The sequence below is a fragment of the Phenylobacterium sp. genome, assembly GCF_036563285.1.
Lineage (GTDB): Bacteria > Pseudomonadota > Alphaproteobacteria > Caulobacterales > Caulobacteraceae > Phenylobacterium.
On the sequence record NZ_DATCMR010000008.1, the window covers coordinates 17,694 to 39,765 of the forward strand.

Consider the following 22,072-nt stretch of genomic DNA (forward strand, 5'->3'; position numbering starts at 1 on the left):
GGGTAGGTGTCCAGATACGGCGAGCCCGACTAGTCGCGCCTAGGATGGGCGGGCAGGCACCACCCCCTGGCCGACAGCAGACCTCCGGAACGGCCGGTTGGTGTCCTCAGCGACCTTCGCCATCTTTGCTGAAGTGTACCTGCTGGACCGCGCTCTGAGCGAAGTCGGCTTTCCGCCAGGAGCGGACATTGGCTTTAAGCCGCAAATCCCACTTTCGGCCTATTCGTGCTCTGCCCGTAGTGCGCAGACGTCGCGCACGATGCCGCGCAGCCATCGGTGCGCTGGATCCCCGTCCAGGCGCGGGTGCCATAGCATCGAGACGGTGAAGCCCTTGGTGGGCGCGGGGACCGCAAACGTCACCATTCCGTCGCGCAGCGTCGCCGTGTGGCGTTCAGGCACCGTGGCGACCAGGTTGGCGCTGCGCGCCAAGGATAAGGCCGTGGCGAAGCCACCCACCACGCTGGCGACCGTCCGGATCATCCCCTGTGGAAGGAAGGGGGACTCCACAGCATCCTCCTCGAGGCCCGTGCGTGACACGACGACGTGGCGCGCCGTGACATAGTCCTCGAGGGTGACCTTCTGTCCCGCGAGGGGATGTGCGGGCCGCACGGCGGCGATCAGCCGATCACGGAAGAGCGCCTGCACCCGCAGCTCCGGTCCAATCGCCTGATCGACCACGGCGGTTTCAAGGTCGACGCGTCCTTCGCGAAGCGGGAGGCTGTCCTTGTCCGCCTTCTGGTGGAAGTTGAGACGCACGCCCGGCGCTTCGGCGCTGACGCGTGCGATCAGGCTTGGCCCGAAGTTCTCCACGAAGCCGTCGCTGGTTCGCAGGGAAAACGTGCGCACGAGGGCCCCGGGGTCACTGCGCTCCACCGGCCGCAAAAGACTTTGCGCCTCCTCGACGAGGTCATGGACGCGGCTTCGAAGTGCGTCTGCCCTCGGGGTCGGAACCAGGCCTCGTCCCGCTCGCACCAGAAGCGGGTCTCCCGTCGTCTCCCGCAGACGCGCCAGGGCGCGGCTCATCGCGGACGGGCTGAGACGCAAGCGGCGTGAGGCGCGCGCGACGCTCCCTTCGGCAAGCAGGATATCGAGCGTGATCAGAAGATTGAGGTCGGGGTTCGACATCGGACACCTCGCGGAAGCTGTCCGATATATAGCGTCAAACGCAATGATAGACTGCAAATCATGCGTGTTCCGCTAGACATCGATCGCTCGTAGCTTGGCCTCACCACGAGGTGAAGCCATGAAAGACTCGCTCCAAACGTTCGCCGCCCGTGTGCGCGGCCTCTGGGGTCCCCTGACCAGTGAGCTCGTCGCCGCTTGTCGGGAGCAGTTGGAGACACTCGCCGCCGCGTCGCCAAGAGAGGCGTGGCTCGCTGATCTTCATGCAGCCGCGCCGGCGAACCGCGAGCTCTACCGCGACCCGGATCACGGGTTCGTCTTGCTCGCGCACACCGAGGCCGCCGGCCTCTTCCGTCCACCGCACGACCACGGGCGGGCCTGGGTGGTTTACGCCCTTCAGCGCGGTGAGATCGAGATGCGGACCTACGGCCGGGTCGACGAGGCGGATGGCCGGGTTCGGCTCGTCCAACGCGACAGCACGGTCCTGCGTCCCGGCCAGGCGCTGGCCTACTTGCCGGGCGATATCCACGACACGCGCTGCCTCACTGACTCGGCGCTGCTGTTTCGGTTCACCGAGCGCGACCTGAAAATCGAGGACCGCCTGGAGCGGAGAGTGACGCGCTACGTGGACGGAGGCGGCGTCTGGACACCGGCGGCGGCGTGACCAGTCTCTCAGGAACGTCCTCGGCCCGCGGGACATCCCTGGCTGGCCGCCGCCGGGCGTTTGCGGTCGCCACCATTCTCTCGGCCATGACCCTCGCTGTGCTCGACGCGGGCATGACGACCGTTTCCCTGCCGAGGCTGGCTCAATCGTTCGGCAGCTCGCCGGCGGACGCGATCCACCTTGTCACTGCCTATCAATCCGCCCTCGTCATGGCGCTCCTGCCCCTCGGCGCGATGGGCGAGCGGTATGGCCATCAGCGCATCTTCAGCCTCAGCGTTGCCCTCTTTGCGGCGGCGTCGGCGTTCGCGGCCCTCGCTTCAGATCTGGCCTGGCTAACCGCCGCCCGCTTCGTCCAAGGCTTGGGCGCTGCCGGCATTATGGCGGTGGGCATGGCCCTGCTTCGGTTCATTGTGCCTGAAGGCCAGCTGGGCCGGGCTATCGGATGGAATGCCCTGAACGTCGCGCTGGCCTCCGCCGCGGCTCCGACCATTGCCGCGCTCGTCCTTACGTTGGGCGACTGGCGTGGGCTGTTCGCGATCAACCTGCCAATCGCAGCACTCGCGCTGCTGGGTTCCCGCACGCTGCCGGCGACGCCGCGGGCCAAGACGCCGCCGGATGCAGTCAGCATGAGCCTGAGCGCGCTGATGTTCGCGATGCTGATTGTGGCGGCGCAGACCGCAATGGCTGCTCCGCCGTTGGCAGCGATGCTCCTGCTCATCGCTGTGCTCGCGCTCATGGCGCTCTTGCGCAGAGAAGCGCCGAAAACGGCGCCCATGTTCCCGCTCGACCTGTTGCGCAGCCAGTCGTTTCGCCTGTCCGCCACCGCCTCGGTCTTCTGCTTCGCAGCGCAGACGGCAGGTCTCGTAGCCCTGCCCTTCCTGTTGCAGCATCAACTGCATCAGACGCCGATCGCGACGGCGCTCTACTTTACGGTTTGGCCCCTCAGCGTCGCCGTCTCAGCTCTGCTGGCGGGGCGGCTTTCCGACCGCGCGCCCACGGCCTGGCTGTGCGCGATGGGGGCTGGAGCTTTGGCTGCGGGCCTGGCCGCATGCGCAGTCGCTTCGCACCCGGCCGAGGTCCTGCCGGGCATCGCCGCCGCCGGGCTGGGTTTCGGGCTATTTCAGTCCCCCAACAACCGAAATCTGTTCCTCTCGGCGCCCGCCGAGCGCAGCGGTGCGGCTGGCGGAATGCAGGGTACCGCCAGAGTCTCGGGGCAGACGGCCGGCGCGCTCATAGTGGCGCTTATGCTCGCCCAGCTAGGTCTCGACGCAGCCCTACCGGCCGTCTTCGCGGCGGCGGCTCTGCTCGGCCTGGCGGCCGCCTTCGCCAGTCTGTTTCGCATCTTCACATGAATACCAGGAGGAAACCATGAAACGCCCAGGAACCGCAGCTTTGCCGCAAACCGTCGCCCGTCGCGTGAGGCCACCTGGGGCGGGAGCTCTGACGAGGCGGATCACGGCTTGGCTCACCGTAGCTTGGCTGACGCTGGGCGGGGCAGCGCACGCCGCGACGGTGGGCTTCCAAACGGTGTCGGTGCCGGTTCCCGGCGACGCGCCCATGGCCGGCGCGGTCTGGTATCCCGCCGAGGCGACCGAAAACGAGGTCCCTCTCGCACTCTTCCGGCAATCTGTGGCCGTCGGCGCGCCGGTGACGGGGCGCAGCCATCCGCTGGTGGTGATCTCCCACGGTGCAGGCGGTTCGTTGGTCGACCACTATGACACGGCCCGGGAACTCGCCCGGGCGGGGTTCGTGGTGGCGTCCATCACCCACACCGGCGATACGCGCACCGACCGCAGCCGGGCGATGCGCATAACGGAGCGTCCCGGGCAGCTGATCCGCCTGATCGACTACATGACGACGGAGTGGCCCGGGCACGGCTCTCTCGACCTGAAGCGCATTGGGGCTTTCGGCTTCTCGTCGGGTGGCTTCACGGTACTGGGCGCCATCGGCGGCGAACCCGATATGACCAAGGTTGCCTCGCACTGCGCCGAGCACCCGAAATTCTATGCGTGCGTCCTGCAGCAGGATCAGGGCATCGGCGCACGGCCGACCACGATGGCACCGGTCGAACACGATCGCCGGATCCGCGCAGCTGTCGTCGCCGCTCCCGCCCTTGGCTTCGTGTTCGAGCCCTCGGGCCTGAACGGCGTGTCCATTCCGGTACAGCTTTGGCGGGCGGAACAGGACACCGTCCTGCCTCATCCCTACTACGCAGAGGTGGTCCACCGTCTGCTGCCCAAGGCCGAGTACCACGTGGTCCCCGGCGCCGCGCACTTTGACTTCATGGCGCCTTGCAGCGACGCCCTCGCCAAGGTTGCGCCCGCGATCTGCCCCGCGTCCATCGACCGGCCAGCCTTCCACAAGACGTTCAACGCTGCGGTTGTTCGCTTCTTCGAGAAGACTCTGGGGCCGGACCTGCGACCGCAGTGAGGGGCAGGCCTGACGAGTGGCGTCCCGGCGAAGGCGTATCCCGGAGCCTACGCCTATGACACGGTGATCAAATGAAGAAACCTGGGTACGGCCTGCTCGCCGGGTCAGCGCTCATTGCTTTCCTGGCGCTGACAAATGCCGCCTATTCGGCGCTTGTCACGATGTTCGGCTACGACGACATCCTGCGGCAACCGGTCGGCACGGTGCTGGAGCGCTTTCAAGCCGGCGGTCCGGCGCTGATCTTGGCGTGGACCGGCTTCGCCTGGTCGGCGCTCGTCTTCGTGTTGGCCGCCGTCTTCACCGCCCGCGCCTTCGCTCAGCGCCACGGCCAGCTCGTCTGGGCCGCGACGGCCGCAGGGGCGGCGAGCGGCTTGATCCAGGCCGTCGGCTTGTTCCGATGGGTTTTCGTCGTACCGACGCTTGCCAGTGCCTACCCGCACGCCGGCGAAGCCGAGCGCGCGGCGATCGACCAGACCTATAACGCGCTCAACCAGTACGCAGGCGTGGCCCTGGGCGAGCATCTCGGCCAAGTGCTGCTGATCCTGTGGAGCGTGGGAATCCTGGCCGCCTGTTGGCGGACGGGTGGGCTCCTGAAGTGGACATCGCTCATCGGCATGGCCTCGGTTCCACTCTGGATTCTCGGCCAGACTGAACTGTTCGCGACCGTCCTCCCAAGCCTCCCGGTGCTGGAACTCACGCCGTTTGCCTTCATGTTGTGGATGACTTGGCTACTCGCCCTGGCCATCAGCCTCATAGTCCAGCGGCCGGCCGTTCCCGCCGCCTAGGCGGATGCATGTGCTGCCGAGCGTCAGAAGCGCACATTTCCAACCTCGCCATTGAGTTCGAATTGGACCTTAGCTCCTCCCCGCTCCTCTAGCGAGCTGACAAGTGTCAACGGCTCAGGAAGCGAGTCTACGTAGCGTTCTGCGAACGAGTGGTCGAGCGGGCAGGACTCACATCCGGCAGCGCAGCGCCAGCAGGTATCAACAGTTCGGCGATCTGCGTCTAAGCTGCATTTTGCGAAGTCAGCATCGCGCCAGGAACAGACGTTCAGGCCCGATCCCAAACCGGACGTTCAGGAGGCGCCGTCCGACGTCTGCTTTGGGTCGCCAGCTCGAGGTCCGCTTCCGACCCGTTGCGGTCATTGGTGAGCCGTTGGGAACCTCCCGTTGCAGCTCCGCCTCCGCAGCCGGTGATTTACGTTTGCGGCTTAGCAGCCCTCGGAAGGCATAGCGGCCCTGATGCGGGCCGCGACGGGTTCAAGTTGCTCTTTCGTCAACGGGGTGGCAGGCGGGCTTGAGGGTCGATTTCCATAGTTCGGGATCAGGTGGAAGTGCATGTGCCCGACATGCTGGTTGGGCGCGCCGTTGTTCTGATCGAGCGAAATGCCCGTGATCCCATCGGCTTTAAAGGCCACGGTCTGGGCTATGGCAACGCAACGCGCCAGGGCCATCACGCCGGCCAACTGCTGAGGCGTGGCGTCCAGCAGGGAGACCGTGGGCGACTTGGGAATGACGAGCACGTGTCCCGCGCGGCTCGGCCGATAGTCCATGAAGGCCAAAGCGGACTGGGTTTCAGCGACGATGGCGTTCGTAGACGACCCGGCGAGGATGCGAGCGAATGGATTGGTGGGATCGTAGGCTGCACCCAGCGGCACGGCCTTTGGCGCAGATACCGGAGCCGCAGGCGGGGCTTGCAGCAACAGGGCCGCCGCCAACAGCAGTTTTGAAAACACGGTCACCCCTCCCAGCACGAGCGGTGAGCTTAACGACTTGTGGTGGAGCCTCAAGCGTCCGTGGTGCAGATCAAATGGTCCGCTAACCACCGTCTGCTGACATTGGGAATGTCCGCTCCGGGGCCAAGAGCCCGAAGGCCCGGTTTGTGGACGCGAGTCAACGTCAGCTTCCGACCCGTAGACGACGTTCAGCGCTACGGTTTGCAGCGCTCTCCGCGCCTCGGCCCTCCAGCCTGAGCTGCTGGGCGAGTGCCTCGTGTGGGTCGTTGCCGCCGTTGACCGTTGAAGCTGCGTAGAACACGGTTCCGTCGGGCGGGACCGGTCGAATGGCGGACGGCGAGACTTCAAAGGCCAGGCGGCGCGGGCGAGCCTCGGCGCGCGCACTTCCCCGCACGCCCGACCCCATTGAGATCGCTATGGGCGAGATCGCCGGCGGCCCCCCGGCAGACGAGGTTTCTCGCGAGCTGTTGCGCAAGCAAGGCGGGTTGATCGACGATCAGCGGCGCCACCTGCGCCTGCAGATGGCGAGCGAGCGGGCCGGCCTGGTGCTCAAGGGGCTCACGGGCGTGGCTGGGCTGGCGGTAGCCGTCGTCCTCGGTCTGATGGCTTGGGAGGCAAGCCGGTCGGACGGGGTGGTGATTGGCGCCTTCGCCGCGCCCCCCGACTTCGCGGCGCGAGGGATGACCGGCGAGGTGCTCGCCTCCCACGTCCAGGACCGGCTATTGGCGATGCAGGCGGCCACCGAATCCGGCCGCGACAGCGCGACCTACTCCTCGGACTGGGGGAACGATATCCGCCTGGAGATCCCGCAAACAGGCGTCTCCCTAGGCGAACTGCAACGCCTGTTGCACGAGTGGCTGGGCCGCGAAAGCGTGGTGACCGGCGACGTCGTTCGCACGCCCCAAGGCCTCAGGCTGACGGTCCGCACCCAGGGCGCTGCCCACGCCGCGAACGGCGGCGAAACCGACCTGGACGCACTGATCGCAAAGGCGGCGGAAGAGCTCTACGGCGAAACCCAGCCTTACCGCTACGGCGTGTACCTCTTGCGGCTGGAGCGCTTTGACGAGGCGCGCGCCGTCTACCAGCGCGTCGCCCTCAACAGCCCGCCCGCCGAGCAGGCTTGGGCGTGGATCGGCCTCGGCAATTTGGCCTCGACCGAGCCGGAGGCTAGGGCCGCGTTCGAGCGGGCGGCTCAGCTCAATCCCAACCTCGTCATGGCTCCCAACAACCTCGGAGCGCTCTACGAACGGCTGGGGATGGCGGAGCAGGCCTACTGGGCGCGCCAGAGGGTGCTGAAGCTGCATGAGCGCCGCGACCGTGGCGGCGTGACCGCCCAAAGCAAGGCGACCCAACGCAACTACAGCAACCTCCGTCTCGGGCAGATAGCGGGACGCTGGTCCGACGCCGCCGCGGCGGTCGAGGACATGGGCCGCCGTCCGAATTTCACGGAGTCTCGTGCCCTCGCCGTGGCTGGCAAGGCCCTGATACAGAGCGCGCTGCACGAATACGGCGCCGCCCGCGCCACGGCCGCCGCTTTTGGACCGGATGACGCCAGCATCCGGGTGCTGAACAGTCGGGTCGAGGTGACGCCGCACCTGACGGTAGCCGCGGCTAGCGGCGACTGGGCCGGCGTCTTGAGCCAAGTCGAGGCGCTGAAGCGGCTTGCCGAGAGCCGACCGCCGCACGAACGTAGACTGCTGCTGACGGCGTCGCTGAAGGCGGCGGAGGCGCGTGCGCTGGCTGAGATGGGGCGCTACGCAGAGGCGGACGCGCTGCTCGGCGCGGCGCCAGCCAACTGCTATCCTTGCTTGATCACGCGAGCCGAAATCGCTGGCGTCCGGCGCGAGCCTGCGGCGTCGGACCGGTGGTACGCCGCTGCAGCTGCCGCCGGCCCGAGCCTGCCGCACGCCCACGAAGCCTGGGGCCGCGCGCGACTACAGCGTGGCGACGCGGCCGGAGCACTCGCCTTGGGCCGGGTCGCAGAAGAGCGCGCTCCCCAGTGGGCCGATCCGATCGAGCTCGTCGGCGAGGCGCTGCTGGCGCAGGGCGACTCCAGGGCTGCTACGGAGCGGTTCGCGCGCGCCGTCCGGCTGGCGCCGCGATGGGGCCGACTGCACCTCAAGTGGGGCGAAGCGCTGGCCGCCAGTGGCGACCGCGCCGCAGCTCGCGCGCGGTGGTCGGCCGCCCTGGGTATGGACCTCAGTCCATCCGATAGGGCTCAGGTCCATGCGCTTCTGCAGACCCGCGCCTAGCGTATCACGATGTCCGCTTTCGACCCATTGCGGACGTTCGTTGGTCTCGCCTAAACCGGAGGCGCGACACTCCGTCCGGACCTTCTTGAGACACTGCAATCAGTTAGCCGCGTTATGCGTGACGCCGCCGATGAGTGGTGGGTGATCGCCAGTGCCGCAGCGACGCTGCACGGTGCGGACCAACCTGAGCCCGCTGATGTCGACGTGCTCGCAAGTGAGCGCGACGCGACTTCCGTCCTGGAGGCTCTCGGCATCAAGCCGGAGGGTGATGGGTTACATCCGCTTTTTCGATCCAGGGTGATTGGGCGCTGGACTTCGCCGCCGATGCCCGTGGAGATCATGGCAGGCTTCAACTTGCTTACTGACACCGGGTGGCGGGAGGTTGCGCTGAAGACGCGCGAGAGCGTCCGCGTGGGGGCAGAGGTCGTGTTTGTGCCCTCGCGGGAAGAGTTGGTCGGACTGCTGACGGCGATTGGCAGGCCAAAAGACCTAGTGAGAGCGCATCAGCTCCGCGCCCGCTAATCACGCATGAATGTCGGCTTTCCACCATCGGCGATGTTCGGAACGCCTGCTTCATGGCAGCCGGTGTGAATGTCGGGTTGCGGGCGCGAGGCTGACGCCGGCTTTCGAGCCGTAACGAACGTCTAGTTTGTCCGGTTGGTGGAGGCCGTCGCCAGCTTAGCTTGTTCGGCAGGGGTCAGGTCCATTCCTGCTGCCGCTCGCCACGTGGCCTGCGCCTCGTCGGTCTTGCCCAACTTTGCCAGCGCCTGGCCCCATGCGACGTACAAGGCTCCCCAGCGGGGCGCGCGCTCGGCCGCCTTCGCGTACAGGCGAGCGGCGCCGCCCCAGTCGCCGCGTCGGGCGAGGACGTCGCCCTCCCCTTTCAGCGGGTCGGCCCAGCGGGGGCCAGTCTTCTGGGCCTGCCGGAAGAGCGTCAACGCCCCGTCCAGGTCGCCTCGTGCAAGCTTGGCCTCCGCCCAACGTTCGGCGGCTGTCGGAAGCGACGGACCGAGATGAACGGCTTGGGCGAACCAGCGGTCCGCGTTAGCGGGACGGCCGGCGCTCACCGCGATCTCAGCCCTCGCGACAGCGCAGGGTATGCAGTCGGCCCGGCTGCCTGCCAGCAACGCCTCGGCGCTCTCAACGTCGCCGGCCCGCGCCAGCACCGGCGCAAGCTCGCGCCGCCTCATCGGCAGGCCGAAGCCGGGCGTGAGGGCGGCGGCGAGGGTGGCAGGATCGCGAGCAGCCGCCGGGTTTCCCCTAGCGTCCTCGATCAAAAGTCGCAGGTAGGCTGACCCTTGCACGTCGGGCCGCGCCGACCGATCGGCTGCAAGCCGAACCTGATCGGCCGCAGTGACGTCGTGCAACTTCAGCAGAGCTTCGCTCTGGTCATAAGGCGCAAAAGCGGCGTTGCCGCTGTACTCCGGCATGCGCGACATTGCCTCATAGATCCCCGCGGCGGTCTGGTAGTCCGCCGCGAGATGCGCCAGGACCGCGTCCGTAGACCGCCGCACCAGCGCCTGGGACGCGTCCGTCACCCGCGGGTCGCGGCGCCGAAGGATGGGCTGCAAGACCCGGGCCTCCTTCAGCAGCTCTTCGTCGCGCCCCATGACCTCGAGGGCGTCCTTCAGGTTCCAGCGCAGCTTCTCGAAGGTTTGGTCGAAGCGCAGCCCTTCGCGCGCGTAGGCTTCGGCGGCTTCGCCGCGGTTCTGAACAGCGGCCTCGGTCGAAAGACCGACCATCGCCCACAGCCGTTCCATTTTGTCCGGCGACTCCGCGAGCTCAAGCAACAGGGCGTCGGCCTCCCCGGGCTTCCGGGCGACGCGGCGCAGCCACACGGAGTAGCGGTAAGGCTGGGCGCCGCGGAACACCGCCTGCGCCGCCTGGTCCAGAAGAGGGTCGAGCTCTGATCCGGTGAGGGTCACGCCGGGCGTCGCGCCAAGGCGGGTGGTCAGCGCCAGCCCGCTCGCGGTCTGCACCACTTCGCCTGTCAAGCGGGTTTCGTGGCCGATGGTGCGCTTCAGGAACGTCCATAACTCGCCCACGGACACTCCGGTCTGCGGCACCTCGACGGCCAAGCCCTGGCTCCAGTCGTCGTTGAACGTCGATGGTGCACGGGAGCTGTCAGTCGCGGCCTGCATGGCAGAGAGCCGATCGAGCAGGCGGGAGGAGACCGCCACGCCGTCTAGGCCCTGGTCCGCAAGCGCTTTCGGCACGCGGATGGGCTCCACCACCAGGCCCTCGGCAGCCCGGGCTTTCCACAGGAATCCCCCTGCGCCGGCCACGACCGCGACCACCAGAGCGGCGAGGGCACCGTCGCGCACTGCGCGGATGCGGTTGCGGAATACCTCGTTCCTCGCCAGCGTAACCTGTTGCCGCAGCAGCGCGGCGTTGGCGCGCAGCACCTCCATCGCTGCCGCGGAGGGGCTCTCGCCGCTGGCCGCGGCCTCCAACGCGATGTCGACGGGATCGGAATTGCGGGGAGCCTTCGAGGCTCGTCGCCGGCGCACGCGCGCCCCTGCGTCTCCGTCCGGCATCAGCTCGCCCCCAGCCCCACCGAACGGTGTTCCACTCTTGGGTCCGGGTCAATTCCGTTTGCCCGCGGAACAACGGCGCTCCCGCGCGCGGCGAACTCGCCAGCCGACTCCACCCTGTCGGCGGCATTGAGCCAGGTCGGTTCCCCCCCACGGCGGACACTTGAAGTGTCCGCTTCAGACCGTTCCGCCGATCCGTGATACGCAGACAGCTCATGATCCGCGTGGGGGCGGCAAAGATGTCCGACGGAGAGTGGAAGGACGCACGCGGCTGGCGCTGGTTCCTTGCCGAGTTTGTCGTAGTTGCAGCGGGTGTGCTAGCCGCGCTCGTGGCTCAGCAGGTCGCGGAAAACCTGCATGAGCACCGGGTTTCGCGTGAGGCCCGCGAAACGATCTTCGCCGAGTTGAACGTCAACGTCACCAACGTGACCCGAAGGCTCGCGCTTGACGCCTGCGTCACAGATCGCCTCGCGGAGATCGACACCGTTCTCAACGAAGCGGAGAAGAGTGGAAAACTGCCGCCCATGAACCTCCCCGCAAGCGTGCCGTACTACGCAACCTTCGGTCGGCGGTGGGAAGCGGCGACCGCGGGGGGACGAACAGTCCTACTCTCACCAGACGAGCAGCGCGCCTTTGCGCGTCTTTACCAGTGGTTCGAACGCCTTGATGCTCTCCAACAGGAACAGCGGGATGCCTGGACGAGGCTTTACACGCTGCGCCTTCGCAAAACCCTGTCCCCTGAGATGCTCTACGATCAGCAAGCGGCGCTGACAGAAGCCATCGTGGCCGAGCGCTCGATTGTGGACCAAATCAAGCAGACGCAGTTCTATGCGGCCAGTATCGGCATTAAGGGCGACGCCAAACTCTTTGACGCGCCGAGTGGACCTGCATCAGGGCCCGTCAGCCAGAAACCCATCTGCCAACAGATACGAGCGGCGCCCCCTGCGGGGGAACCACGCACTTAGGCGGGCTGGCGGAGGTATCTCTTCGCCGTCGCTACGCTCACCCGAAAGTGCTTGGCCGTTTGACTGATGTGCTCCGCCGCAGTCATGGTTGCCGGCAGAGCGGGGGTGAGCCTGACCAAGTGAGCCAACCAGTGTTGCGGCGCGTTGCGGCAAGGTCCGCTACCCACCCGCTGCCGCACCTGTGAACGTCTCCTACTCAGCGGCGCGAGCTATCGAGCGATCGGCCGGCCGTCGATCCCCTTACCCGCCTCAAACGTGGCGCCAACGGCGCCGTAGACCGCCGCGACGCGGTCCAGCCTCATAGCCGCGCGCAGGCGGTAGGTCGCCTCAAGCCCGGTGCAATGTCCCGCCAGCAAGTAGCGTACGCCTGCCTTGCGGAGTCTGGCGGCAGTCCAGTCCAGCCGCTCGTGTGTCGCTTCGAAGAGGTGCAGGCCACCGATGATCGCGGTTACGCGCCGCACGCCCGTAATCTGCCTGGCGTAATCGACGATGTTTACAATCCCCGCGTGGCCGCATCCGGTGATTACCACCAAGCCATCGCGCGTCTCGATGATTAGAGCTTGGTCGTCTGGAACGTCCGGCGCGGGCGCGCCGTCGGCCAACAGCCCTCGGCTATAGTTCTGCTCGTCGGTGTGACGCGGCACGGGGCCCGTCAGCCATATGCCGGGGGCGAGCTGCACAGCGGAGTTGTGCTGAACGAACCGCACGCCCAGTGACTCCAGCTCGGGCCGCTGCCGATGGATGGGGTTAGGCGCACGCCACGGGTCGAAGAAGGCCTTAGCCACATGGACACGGCCGAGCGCTTCCTGCCGCCGTGCCATCACGGACTTGCGCAAGCTCAGTAGGCCGCCGGTATGGTCGGCGTGGTTATGGCTGAGCACCACGTCGTCGACATCGCTTAGGTCCACCCGCAGCTCGCGTGCGTTCGCCAGCACCACATCCGGCCGCGCCCCCGTGTCAAAGAGGATGCGCCTGCCGTCCACTTCCACGAGCGCCGCATAGCCCCATTCGCCGACCCCTTGGAGGTCGGTAATCATTGTGGAGAGAACGGTTACCTTCAGCGAAGCAACAGAAGCCGCTTTTGCAGGACCTGCCGCGACAAGGGTTAGGCTCCAACCCAGAGCAACGATCGCCGCGCCAAGGAAGCGCGCCAGTTTAACGACACACATGTGGCCTCCCCGCTGCATGCACGGCTCCACGCCGCGCCCCTCCGGCTCTTCTGGCGATTTCGAACCTGAGTGACCCGCGGGTTCCGTCATGCGGAACTCGCCAGCAGCGCCTCCACCCGTCTGCGGTCGGCGGGGCCAAGGTCAAGGGACGCCGCGCGGCGCCACCTGGCGACCGCCGCGTCGCGCTGCCCCTGGGCCGCGAGCGCCACGCCCCAGTCGATCTCCAGGGCGCCCCAACTCGGCGTCAGCTTCGCGGCTTCGGCGTAGGCGCGGGCGGCGTCGGCCTCCTTACCCAGGGCATGCAACGTCCGGCCATGGGCGCGGTGGGCGTCGGGCCAGCGCGGCCCCTTCTTCACGGCCAGCCTCGCCTCGCGCAGCGCGCCGGCCGCATCCCTACGGTCTAAAAGGGCCCGGCTCCACGCCTCGTGAGCGTGGGGAAACGAGGGGCCAAGCGCGACGGCGCGCGCGAATAGCCCGTCCGCATCGCCCCTCCGCCCCAATGCCTCAGCGATGACGCCGCGGGCGATGAGGAAGTCGTACCGGTCGGCCACGCCGGGGCTCACACCGGGCATCGTTGCGTTCGCGGCCAGGGCGGCCTGCGCCTCCTCCACCCGGCCAGCTCGGGCCAGCGCGATGAGATAGGCGGCGCGCTCGAAGGCGAAGCTGCGCGCATTTGCCCAGATCGGCGCAAAACCCTCTGCAGCGGCCGGCCAATCCTCAAGCGCCCGGCGTTCCCGCGCGGCCAGGCTGCCGCCGGTCGCCACACTGGCCTCCAGGGCCGCCAACGCCGCCTCGTTCAACCCGCCCTCATCTCGGATGCCGCGGGCGAGCGGCAGGTCGTGCAGCCAGATCGCGGCTTGGGCGCTGCGCATGGCGTTCTGTCGCCGACCGGTGCTGGTGGTAGGAGCTTCAAGCATCTTCTGGGTTGCGGCCACGGCGAGCCCGTAGTCGCCAGTGAAGATGGCGAGGTAGGCCTGGTTGATTAGCAGGTTCTCGTCCGCGAGATCGCGCTTGACCTGGCGCCGGTAAAGCTTGGCACCGTCCGCCAGACGGCGGCGCAGCTTCAAGGAGGCCTCGTTGTTGCCCTCCCTGAGCTCGTGACCCGCGAGGCTCAGGACCGCCGGCATGAAGTCGGGATCGATGCGCAGCGCCGCTTCGATGTACCGGCGCTCGTCTTGCGTGACGGCCCCCATTGCGGGGCGCGACATGGCGAGAAGCGCCCAGAGCCGCTCGGTCTTGTCGGCCGAATAGATCAGCCGCTGCACGATCGGCAGCGCCTCGGCCGCGCGGTCGTGCTGAACCAGCCACGTGCTGTACAGATAGGGCTGGCTGGCTGCATAGATGGCCTCGGCCGACTTCCCTACAAGCGCATCGAGATCGCCGGGCGCGCCTTTCACGGTCACGCCAGCGGCTGCGCCTACTCGCGTAGTCACCGCCAGCGCGCCGTCTGCGGTTAGGAAGACGTCGCCGGTCACCTGGGTCTCGTCGCCTAGCCAACGGACGAGGTAGCCCTGCAACTCGCCCAGGGAGATGCCAGTGTTGGGGATCGAGAGCCGGATTCCGTCGCCCCACCCCCCGCCGTAGGTGGCAACTGCGCGCGTCGTGCTGGTCTCGGCCTGAATGGTCTTCAGCCGGTCCAGCACCTGGCCCGCGACGACCGCGCCCGTAAGCCCCTTCTCAGCCATCCCGGGTGGTGTGGCGAACGGCTGAAGCACCACCCCGTTAGTGCGGGCCGCCTGCCAGACCATGGCGCTCGAGAAGACGAGCACCGCGGCGCCTGCGACGCCGGTGAGCAGCTTAACAAGCGCGCCCGCGCGTTCGCTCGTCACCTGCCAACGGATCAGCCGCCGCTGCTCGGCCAGCAGCAGAGACGCCTGGCCGACCGGCGCGCGCCCAGAGGCCTCCGCCTCCATCGCGATCTCGACCGGATCGGCGGTGGTTAGCGGCGGGGCTTTGCGCAGCCGCCGCCGCTGGGCCGTATTGTTCCCGTCCGCCATCGCTGCAGCCCCCAACTGCGGCGAGAACCGTGTTCGACTAGCTCATGCAGGTCAACGGGCGACCCGCCACTGCGGCGCTGTGCGCAAGGTCAGCTTCCCACCCTTAGGCGACCACGGGAACGTCCGCTCTCGGGCCGCGAGGGAATGTCCGCTCCTCGGACTGAGCCTTAGGACCGCTTCCGACCCTTAGGTCACGTTCAGACAGCTCTCTTCCCGCCACCCCGGGCCGGATGGGGGACGTCGGCCGCGATTGCGGCACGCCCGGCGGCATAGGAGAATCGTGCACGGTGTTACGCGGCGGCCACATGGAGGCCACTCGTCAGAGCAGAAATCCGTCGAAGTCCGTGTGCTTGCCCACCAGCTGAAGAATGAAGTCAGCTTCGCGGTCCCCGTCGACATCCAGGCGCAGGATGGTGATGTCGAGCGCCTTGTCGTGCTCCAGGAACAGCTCGCCGGCACGTCCAGTAAAGCCGTGCTTCGCAACGACGAAGGCCTGGTCGCCAGCCGCGAGGGTATCCGCGTCGATCTGTCGGAGATCAATAATGTCGCGCTTCTTCTCCAGATCCCGGATCAGGTCAGTTGCGGTCGAGCCGGAGTCTATGAGGTCGGTGAAGAGGAAAACGTCTCGTCCCGCGCCGCCGGTCAGAACATCGGCCCCGCCTCCGCCGACGAGAGTGTCGTTACCGTCGCCGCCGTCAAGAGCGTCATTCCCCCCCACTCCCGGCGCCGTGAAGCGGGTGACGATGGGTGCAGTGAAAGCGGAGTCGACGTAAACCTTCCCGTCACCAGCGAGGACATCGTCCCCCCCGCCGCCGTTCAGTTGGTCGTCTCCACCATCGCCGGCGAGCAGGTTAGTGCCCGCATCTCCGGTTAAGGTGTCGCCGTTGACGCTTCCGGAAAGATTCTCCACCGCGATGAGGGTGACGGAGCCATGCCCTGTCGCCTGGGCACTTCCTTGGATCGCCAAGCTTACGGTTATGCCATTCGTGTCCACCGCTCCCGTTCCCCGAAGGTTTGCCGTGTCGATGCCGTCGCCGCCGTCTGCCACGGCATTCCCGGCGCCGAGTGAGAGCAGGTCGTTCCCGCCACCACCGGATAATTGGTCGTCGCCGGCAAGGCCCCAAAGCCAGTTGTCGTCGCCGTTTCCGGAGAGCGTGTCTGCGTAGTTCGTGCCGGAGAGGTGCTCGATGGAGATCAGAATATCTGTTCCGAAGCCGGTGTTCTGCGGCCCAGCGATCGCAAGAGAAACGGACACCCCGGAGGATGTCGCAAATCCGTATACAGCGCGATCCACACCGGCTCCGCCCGCTAGCACATCGTCCCCAGAGCCGCCCGAGAAGTAATCGTCCCCGTCTCCTCCTTCCAGGGAGTCATTTCCAGCATCACCAAACAAGCGATCATTGCCGCTGCCCCCGAGGGCTGTGTCATCCCCCTGCTCGCCGAGGAGCCCATCATCGCCCTCGCGCCCGACGAGTAGGTCCCCGCCCGCCCCGCCAACCAAGCCGTTGGCCCCGGCATCCCCACTGAGGGTATCAGCGAAGTTCGAGCCCCAGAGCTGCTCCACGCTGAGCAGCCGATCCGCGCCCTGGTTTGCGCCTATAGCCTGGTACCCCAGGACGGCGAGGTCTACGGTCACTCCTCCGTTGGCGTTGAGATAGACCGCGACGTCTACTCCGTCGCCACCATCTAACAAATCGTCCCCCTGCTGCCCGTGCAGTCCATCGTCACCGGCGCCGCCATGCAGTGTGTCATTTCCGGTGCCGCCCCGCAGAACGTCGGCATGGTCTTCGCCGCCGCTAAGACTATCGTTGCCTTCGCCACCCTGCAGCGTGTCGCGACCCGCGCCGCCCTCGATAGAGTCATCTCCAGCACCTCCATCCAGGAGATCGTTGCCGGCCCCGCCCGCAATGTTGTCTGCGCCACCGCCGCCGCTCAGGGACTCGGCACCCGAGCCGCCGAGGATCTGGTCCGCGAAGCCGGACCCGGTCACTTGCTCGACACTGACAAGAGTGTCGCGGTCGCCCCAGTTGTCGATGGCGTAGCCGCCGCTCAGATCGACCAAGACGCCATGGGTCGGCACGAAAATATCGTATGTGTCATCGAGGTAGGTCACTGTGTCGATGCCAGACCCTCCATCGATCTGGTCAGCGCCGCTGCCTGGGATGAACTGATCGTCGCCGCCACCCCCGTTGAGAGTATCGTCCCCTCCTCGGGCGAATACGTAATTGTTCTCGGCAGAGAGAGTTATGTGGTCGTTGTACCGGCTGCCGTGCACCGCCTCGATGCTGACGAGGAGGTCCGATCCGTTCCCGGTCGCCGTGCCGGCGGTGAGGTCTACAACGACGCCAGTATCGGCGCCTTCGAAGAACACCACGTCGTACCCAGCACCACCGTCAACGGTGTCATTGCCCAGCCCTGGAGTGAACCAGTTGCCTACAGCGGATCCTAGCAGCAGGTCCCCGAATGAGGATCCGACCAACCCTTCGACGCCGATCAGCGTGTCACGGCCTCCGAACCCGTCGCTTGCCTGCCCGGGTTGGAGGATCATGCTACCGACGCTGATCGAGCTCGACGTCAGGTTCACAGCGACTGCGGACGGTGAGGAGCTGTAGTCCGCAGTGTCGACAAACTGCCCGTCGGGACCCCCGTCGAGCAGGTCACTGCCAGGACCCCCAACCAGATGATCACTTCCGCCGCCAGCGAGAATGGTGTCAGGGCCGTCACCTCCTGCAAGGAAGTCCGGATTGGACGTTCCTGTGATGACCTCCCCAGGTGGCGGACTCTCTAGCTGGACTGAGTAGCCACGCACGTCCCAAAGCGGGCCGCTCTCCTGGTGCTCAGCCCAGACCACAACATAGCCTCTTGGTCCGGCCGCGACGTCTGCTTGGCTCTTCGTGTTGAAGTTGGGCGGGCTAAGCTTTGTCTCGGGACCGTCAGCGATTCCGGCAGGACCGAACGTGCGCCCAAAAATGTGCACGCCCTCTTGCCAAACGAGCAAGAACCCACCGTTCGGCAGAGCCGCTACGCTCTGCTGCTCCTGATTTCCCGCGATTGATGTGCTCGCGAGAGTTTCGCTCCCCACGCGCGAGCCGGATGGATCGAACCTCTGGAAGAAAACGTCCGAATTGTACGGGCCCTCAGCCGGGAGGTGAGACCAGGTAATCACGAATGAACCGTCGCCCAGCACCGCGGCGTGTGGTGCGAACTGAGCACCGCCGGCCGTTGTATTCACCACCTCGGGCGAGCTTAGAGGCGCTCCGCCCAGGGCGAAGCGCTGCATCAATACGTCATGCCCAGAGGCATCACTACTAAGTCGCGTCCACAGCACCAAGATTGTGCCGTCCTTTAATTCGGTCACCTCCGGCTGCGCGAGTTGCGCACCCCCGCTCGGGACGGCGAAGTTCGCACCGGGGGTGCCATCTGGCTGAAGAATGGCGACCCGGAGCCCGGCGGCAGTTGGAGTCTCGAAGTCCTGCACCGTCCACGCCAAGCTCAGGTTTCCGCCTGCAAGTGGCGCAAGGTGAGGCTCGGTCTCGAACGAGGTGGCTGCGCCAGGAACTGGCGCAGCGGGCGCGAGAGCGGTCCCGTCGCTGGCGAACGCTCTTACCAGAACGTCATACGTCGGACCTGCGGAGGAAGCCCATGCAACCACGAAACCGCCATCTGCTGTTGCGGCGACCGTGGCATTCTGCGCGACCCATGCGGGCGTGGAGCTCACAGCGATCTCAGCGCCGACCTTCATCCCGGTCGCGTCAAACCGCTGAGCCCGAATGAAGGCTTCACCATCGACGATGCTTGTCCACGCGACTATCCAGCCACCTCCAGGCAGCATCGCCACAGTGGGCTGCCACTGGACACCGTCCGTCACTGTATTGACTTCGCTAGTCACACCCATGTCCGCCCCCCGGGTCTGCGCAAATACGCCGAGCCCGGATAAACACTAGGCGCTAAAGCTGAGCCGGCACAACTACGGTGAAGCTTGCAGCATGACTCGCCTGCTCGCCATCAGCGTGCATTGAGCGCCGGGGCGGTCTGAAGAGACCACGCGGAGCGCTGCGGAAACCGTCAGAGGAGAAACTTTCCAACGGCCGGTACCCACCCATCTCTGACGTTGGGAGGAGCCGGTGTCGGCCCCTCCCGCCGCGTCAGATCTCAAGCTGCTCCGAGAGCTCGAGCGCGTCATCGACCTCGATGCCGAGATACCGCACGGTGCTCTCCAGCTTCCGGTGTCCTAGCAGGAGTTGGCAGGCGCGCAGATTGCCGGTCTTCTTGTAGACGAGTGCGACCTTGGTACGGCGCAGGCTGTGTGTGCCGTAGGCACCAGGTTCAAGATCGACGAGCTTGACCCAGCGATCCACCAGGCGGGCGTACTGTCGCGTGGAGATATGATCGCCGCAGCGACTGCGGCTCGGAAACAACCAGTCGTCAGCGCGCCGGCCACGTACCGCCAGCCAAACCCCTAACGCTTCCCTGGTGGGCTCGGTGATCTCGAAGGGCACAGGTCGGCCCGTCTTCTGCTGGATCACGGTTGAACGCGCGCGGAGAACGCCACCCGGAGCCACGTCGCTGACGGTCAGGCGCACGAGGTCACAGGCTCGGAGCTTGGCGTCGATCGCGCAATTGAACATCGCGAGGTCACGGCGACGGCCGCTCGTTTTCAGCTGCTGGCGGATGGCCCAGATGTGCTTGGGCTTCAACGGGGCCTTCGGGCCGATGATACGCCCTGCATTCCAGGGCTTCTTCGGGACTCGAAACATATCGGGTTGGCGCATGGCCACCTCCTTGAGGTAGCCCCCACGCCCGCCGCTGAAACTAGCCAGCATCACGCCGGGACATCAGAGCTGCGCCAAGAACGGACACTAGTCTCAGTGCGGAGGGAGACACTCTCTATTCGCTCCGGCCCGCGGCTAGGGCAGACGGCGCCGCTAAGCTCGCGACCGACGCCCCCTTGAAGCTGCACTATGGCGCACCATCTGTTCGGCATTCGTTCTAGGGGCAGTAGGATCTGATGACTGACGGAGTGGCCGAGCAGATCACTTTCGCCGAGGCACTGCGGCGCACCCACGATCGACGGCGACATCTGCTCCTAGGCAACGGCTTCAGCATCGGTGTTCACCGGGCCTTCGGGTACCCGGCCCTATACGAGGACGCGGTCCATCATGATCCGGGCCTCGCTACCCTCTTCCCGCCCGACGACACCAATTTCGAACACGCATTGGAGCAATGCGGCGATCCGGCCGACGCTAGACGGGTGCGAGAAGGTCTGATCAGAGCGGTGGCGGCTGTTCACCCTGAACACTCGCTGAGCCTCACCGAAGAGCAGTGCCGTAGCTGCCGCGATTTCCTCGAGCCGTTCGTCGGCCGCAATCGCTCCCCCATGGGAACACTCTTCACCACGAACTACGACATGCTTCTGCACTGGGTGTTGTCCCGACAGGGCAAGAACCCAGGAACTAAGCAACGATCGCCGCTGAAGTGCTGGGACGGGTTCGCGGGCAACGGAGAGTGGAACTCCGAAGGCGGCGCGCAGGCGTACTATCTGCACGGCGCGGTCCACATCTATCAGTTCCCACAGCCGCGCTTTCCCGACCGTCCCTACACTCGAATGCTCAGGTATGAGTGGGGGCGTCCACTAACGAAGCAGGTGGATGCGTACCTGCGAGCAGGCCACTTTCCCGTGTTCATTGCCGAGGGCGGGTCTAAGGAGAAGAGGGCTCGCCAGCACGAGCGGGAATACCTCGCAGCCGCAAGGCACAAGCTCAGGACAATTTGCAGGAAGGACGCGAGCGGCGTGCTCTTCACCTTTGGCCACAGTTTCGGCGACAGCGACAACCACATCGCGGAAGAGATTGGGGCAGGGATCGTCCGCACTGTGTTCATCGGCACGTTCTCGAACGATGACCGAGAACGTGCCCGACAACTCACAGCGGCCTGGACGGCTGCCAGGGCGGCCGCGGGAGGGCCGGCGATCAGGGTTCGATGGTTCGATTCCGCAGAATGTGAAGTCTGGGAGCGGAGGCGACCCTTTGCTGCCTAACCAGATTTTGGGGTCCCATGGCGGCCCGACAGCGGAAGTCCCAAACGTCAGCTAAGAGTCAGGAGCGGACCTTGGGTCCCGAGCGCCGGCGCGGTGCCTAGGGAACGCCGCGCCAGTCTCACCCATTGTGAAGCTGACCGCCCGCTTCCCGGTACCCTCGTGACCGCCGTCACTGATGCATCAGCGACCCCGTCCGTCTCCGGCCGAACGGGCTCGTTATTGCCCAATTCGCGTTACTTCCGTTCGGAGCGTGCCGCTCACATTGAATGGGTGGCATCCTCCCGAGCCCGAACGCGCATTCCTGCGGGACCGCCTCGCCAGAGGCCGTCCGAGTAGCGGTAAGCTTGGTGGCTCTCATACTTCCAGACGGTCGTCAGCCGAATTCGGGGAAGAGGCTTTGCTCACTAGGCTGTTCGCGCTGCGGGCGGCGCGGCGCCTCCCGCGAGGTGAGCCTAACCTCATCGATTTCCGGCCGGACCAGAGACCGTCGAGTGTCTGCAAGAAATCTCGCTCCATCATCTGTGCCGAGCCGCCAGGGCGCCGCAACGGCCAGGCCGAACAATGAGGCAAGGATTTGCTGCGCCACCCCAGCCGGCTCGAGCTCAGCCCGCACGACCCCGGCCTCCTGCCCAGCTCGTAGATGGGCCTCCACCAATTTGGTGACACTGACCCAGTAAGCGGCCGCAGCGTCCTTGATGAACGTCGGAAGGCCTAATCCGGCAAGTACCCCAAGCAGCGCCCGAGTGTGCGGCGCGGATAGGCGTGCGACGCTGCGTTCCAACGAACTGAGAAGTTCGTTCAAGCCGAGCTCTCCGACGGCGCGCCGTGGCTTGAGGAGCTCACCAAGGGCTTCCCGGAGCAGGCCTTCGCGCGACTGGAAGTGATGGGTCGCCAAGCCGCGGCTGACGCCTGCTCTCTCGCCGACATCAGCCAGAGAAAACCCGTGGAGGCCGCGCTCCGCCACGAGCTCTAAGGTCGCTCTCGTGAGTGCATGTCGGGCGCCTGCGCGGCGCTCCTCCTGTGAACGGCGTCGAATCTTGCTTGTCATCCATCAAGATTATGATCTTGGCTTGCTGACGGGCAAGCAAGTTTCGTTCCGGCTCTGGACGGCCTCAGGGACTTAGTTGCCAGAGCTCACGTCCGTGACTCGGGAGAGTGGCCCCCTCG

16 protein-coding genes and 1 pseudogene are annotated in these 22,072 nt (G+C 66.3%); 8 read left to right on the forward strand and 9 right to left on the reverse strand.

Annotation, left to right across the window (positions count from 1 at the left end; translation table 11 throughout):
* Positions 1-219 precede the first annotated feature (219 nt).
* On the reverse strand, positions 220-1,125 hold the full coding sequence (locus VIL76_RS08455; protein WP_332044579.1) for a LysR family transcriptional regulator: 906 nt from the start codon (positions 1,123-1,125) through the stop codon (positions 220-222).
* 118 nt (positions 1,126-1,243) lie between these two features.
* Between VIL76_RS08455 and VIL76_RS08460 the strand changes: the two genes are divergently transcribed.
* The 4 genes from VIL76_RS08460 to VIL76_RS08475 all read left to right on the forward strand — a co-directional run bounded on the left by VIL76_RS08460 (position 1,244) and on the right by VIL76_RS08475 (position 5,001).
* The gene (locus VIL76_RS08460) at positions 1,244-1,786 is read left to right on the forward strand and encodes a hypothetical protein (RefSeq protein ID WP_332044580.1); all 543 of its coding nucleotides are present in this window, start codon (positions 1,244-1,246) and stop codon (positions 1,784-1,786) included.
* An 86-nt stretch (positions 1,787-1,872) separates the two neighbouring features.
* Positions 1,873-3,138, forward strand: a complete 1,266-nt coding sequence (locus tag VIL76_RS08465) for an MFS transporter (RefSeq protein ID WP_332044581.1) — start codon at positions 1,873-1,875, stop codon at positions 3,136-3,138.
* Between the two features lie 205 nt (positions 3,139-3,343).
* Positions 3,344-4,216, forward strand: a complete 873-nt coding sequence (locus tag VIL76_RS08470) for a dienelactone hydrolase (RefSeq protein ID WP_332044582.1) — start codon at positions 3,344-3,346, stop codon at positions 4,214-4,216.
* Positions 4,217-4,287: 71 nt separating this feature from the next.
* A complete protein-coding gene (locus VIL76_RS08475) occupies positions 4,288-5,001 on the forward strand; it encodes a DUF4386 domain-containing protein (RefSeq protein WP_332044583.1) in 714 nt (237 codons plus the stop codon).
* Between the two features lie 425 nt (positions 5,002-5,426).
* Here VIL76_RS08475 and VIL76_RS08480 read toward each other — a convergent pair whose 3' ends face one another.
* Entirely contained in the window at positions 5,427-5,951 is a 525-nt protein-coding gene (locus VIL76_RS08480; protein WP_332044584.1) for an HIT family protein, read from the reverse strand.
* A 416-nt stretch (positions 5,952-6,367) separates the two neighbouring features.
* Here VIL76_RS08480 and VIL76_RS08485 point away from each other — a divergent pair, with 416 nt between their 5' ends.
* Positions 6,368-8,203, forward strand: coding sequence for a hypothetical protein (locus tag VIL76_RS08485; RefSeq protein ID WP_332044585.1), 1,836 nt, complete (start codon positions 6,368-6,370; stop codon positions 8,201-8,203).
* A gap of 114 nt (positions 8,204-8,317) precedes the next feature.
* Positions 8,318-8,725 (forward strand): hypothetical protein, encoded by a 408-nt coding sequence (locus VIL76_RS08490; RefSeq protein ID WP_332044586.1) that lies wholly within the window; start codon positions 8,318-8,320, stop codon positions 8,723-8,725.
* Between the two features lie 122 nt (positions 8,726-8,847).
* On the opposite strand, the gene VIL76_RS08495 is transcribed toward VIL76_RS08490, so the two are convergent.
* Entirely contained in the window at positions 8,848-10,740 is a 1,893-nt protein-coding gene (locus VIL76_RS08495; RefSeq protein ID WP_332044587.1) for a tetratricopeptide repeat protein, read from the reverse strand.
* Between the two features lie 236 nt (positions 10,741-10,976).
* On the opposite strand from VIL76_RS08495, the gene VIL76_RS08500 reads away from it, so the two are divergent.
* A complete protein-coding gene (locus VIL76_RS08500; protein ID WP_332044588.1) occupies positions 10,977-11,702 on the forward strand; it encodes a hypothetical protein in 726 nt (241 codons plus the stop codon).
* Between the two features lie 209 nt (positions 11,703-11,911).
* Here the strand turns inward: VIL76_RS08500 and VIL76_RS08505 are convergent, their stop codons facing one another.
* The 4 genes from VIL76_RS08505 to VIL76_RS08520 all read right to left on the reverse strand — a co-directional run bounded on the left by VIL76_RS08505 (position 11,912) and on the right by VIL76_RS08520 (position 19,640).
* On the reverse strand, positions 11,912-12,871 hold the full coding sequence (locus tag VIL76_RS08505) for an MBL fold metallo-hydrolase (protein ID WP_332044589.1): 960 nt from the start codon (positions 12,869-12,871) through the stop codon (positions 11,912-11,914).
* A gap of 86 nt (positions 12,872-12,957) precedes the next feature.
* Entirely contained in the window at positions 12,958-14,868 is a 1,911-nt protein-coding gene (locus VIL76_RS08510; protein ID WP_332044590.1) for a hypothetical protein, read from the reverse strand.
* Between the two features lie 319 nt (positions 14,869-15,187).
* A complete protein-coding gene (locus tag VIL76_RS08515) occupies positions 15,188-18,736 on the reverse strand; it encodes a calcium-binding protein (RefSeq protein WP_332044591.1) in 3,549 nt (1,182 codons plus the stop codon).
* Between the two features lie 277 nt (positions 18,737-19,013).
* A complete protein-coding gene (locus VIL76_RS08520) occupies positions 19,014-19,640 on the reverse strand; it encodes a tyrosine-type recombinase/integrase (RefSeq protein ID WP_332044592.1) in 627 nt (208 codons plus the stop codon).
* A 248-nt stretch (positions 19,641-19,888) separates the two neighbouring features.
* Between VIL76_RS08520 and VIL76_RS08525 the strand changes: the two genes are divergently transcribed.
* Positions 19,889-20,905, forward strand: a complete 1,017-nt coding sequence (locus VIL76_RS08525; RefSeq protein WP_332044593.1) for a DUF4917 family protein — start codon at positions 19,889-19,891, stop codon at positions 20,903-20,905.
* Positions 20,906-21,278: 373 nt separating this feature from the next.
* On the opposite strand, the gene VIL76_RS08530 is transcribed toward VIL76_RS08525, so the two are convergent.
* Complete coding sequence (locus VIL76_RS08530; protein ID WP_332044594.1) at positions 21,279-21,707, reverse strand: hypothetical protein; 429 nt, start codon at positions 21,705-21,707, stop codon at positions 21,279-21,281.
* 57 nt (positions 21,708-21,764) lie between these two features.
* Positions 21,765-21,953: pseudogene (locus VIL76_RS19750) on the reverse strand (helix-turn-helix domain-containing protein); the annotation flags it as partial.
* Positions 21,954-22,072: the final 119 nt, after the last annotated feature.

What these genes read in the sequence shown, in the direction of transcription:
- VIL76_RS08455 (WP_332044579.1), bottom strand. Translation starts at nt 1,125, where the DNA reads ATGTCGAACCCCGACCTCAATCTTCTGATCACGCTCGATATCCTGCTT.
- VIL76_RS08460 (WP_332044580.1), top strand. Translation starts at nt 1,244, where the DNA reads ATGAAAGACTCGCTCCAAACGTTCGCCGCCCGTGTGCGCGGCCTCTGG.
- VIL76_RS08465 (WP_332044581.1), top strand. Translation starts at nt 1,873, where the DNA reads ATGACCCTCGCTGTGCTCGACGCGGGCATGACGACCGTTTCCCTGCCG.
- VIL76_RS08470 (WP_332044582.1), top strand. Translation starts at nt 3,344, where the DNA reads ATGGCCGGCGCGGTCTGGTATCCCGCCGAGGCGACCGAAAACGAGGTC.
- VIL76_RS08475 (WP_332044583.1), top strand. Translation starts at nt 4,288, where the DNA reads ATGAAGAAACCTGGGTACGGCCTGCTCGCCGGGTCAGCGCTCATTGCT.
- VIL76_RS08485 (WP_332044585.1), top strand. Translation starts at nt 6,368, where the DNA reads ATGGGCGAGATCGCCGGCGGCCCCCCGGCAGACGAGGTTTCTCGCGAG.
- VIL76_RS08490 (WP_332044586.1), top strand. Translation starts at nt 8,318, where the DNA reads ATGCGTGACGCCGCCGATGAGTGGTGGGTGATCGCCAGTGCCGCAGCG.
- VIL76_RS08495 (WP_332044587.1), bottom strand. Translation starts at nt 10,740, where the DNA reads ATGCCGGACGGAGACGCAGGGGCGCGCGTGCGCCGGCGACGAGCCTCG.
- VIL76_RS08500 (WP_332044588.1), top strand. Translation starts at nt 10,977, where the DNA reads ATGTCCGACGGAGAGTGGAAGGACGCACGCGGCTGGCGCTGGTTCCTT.
- VIL76_RS08505 (WP_332044589.1), bottom strand. Translation starts at nt 12,871, where the DNA reads ATGTGTGTCGTTAAACTGGCGCGCTTCCTTGGCGCGGCGATCGTTGCT.
- VIL76_RS08510 (WP_332044590.1), bottom strand. Translation starts at nt 14,868, where the DNA reads ATGGCGGACGGGAACAATACGGCCCAGCGGCGGCGGCTGCGCAAAGCC.
- VIL76_RS08520 (WP_332044592.1), bottom strand. Translation starts at nt 19,640, where the DNA reads ATGCGCCAACCCGATATGTTTCGAGTCCCGAAGAAGCCCTGGAATGCA.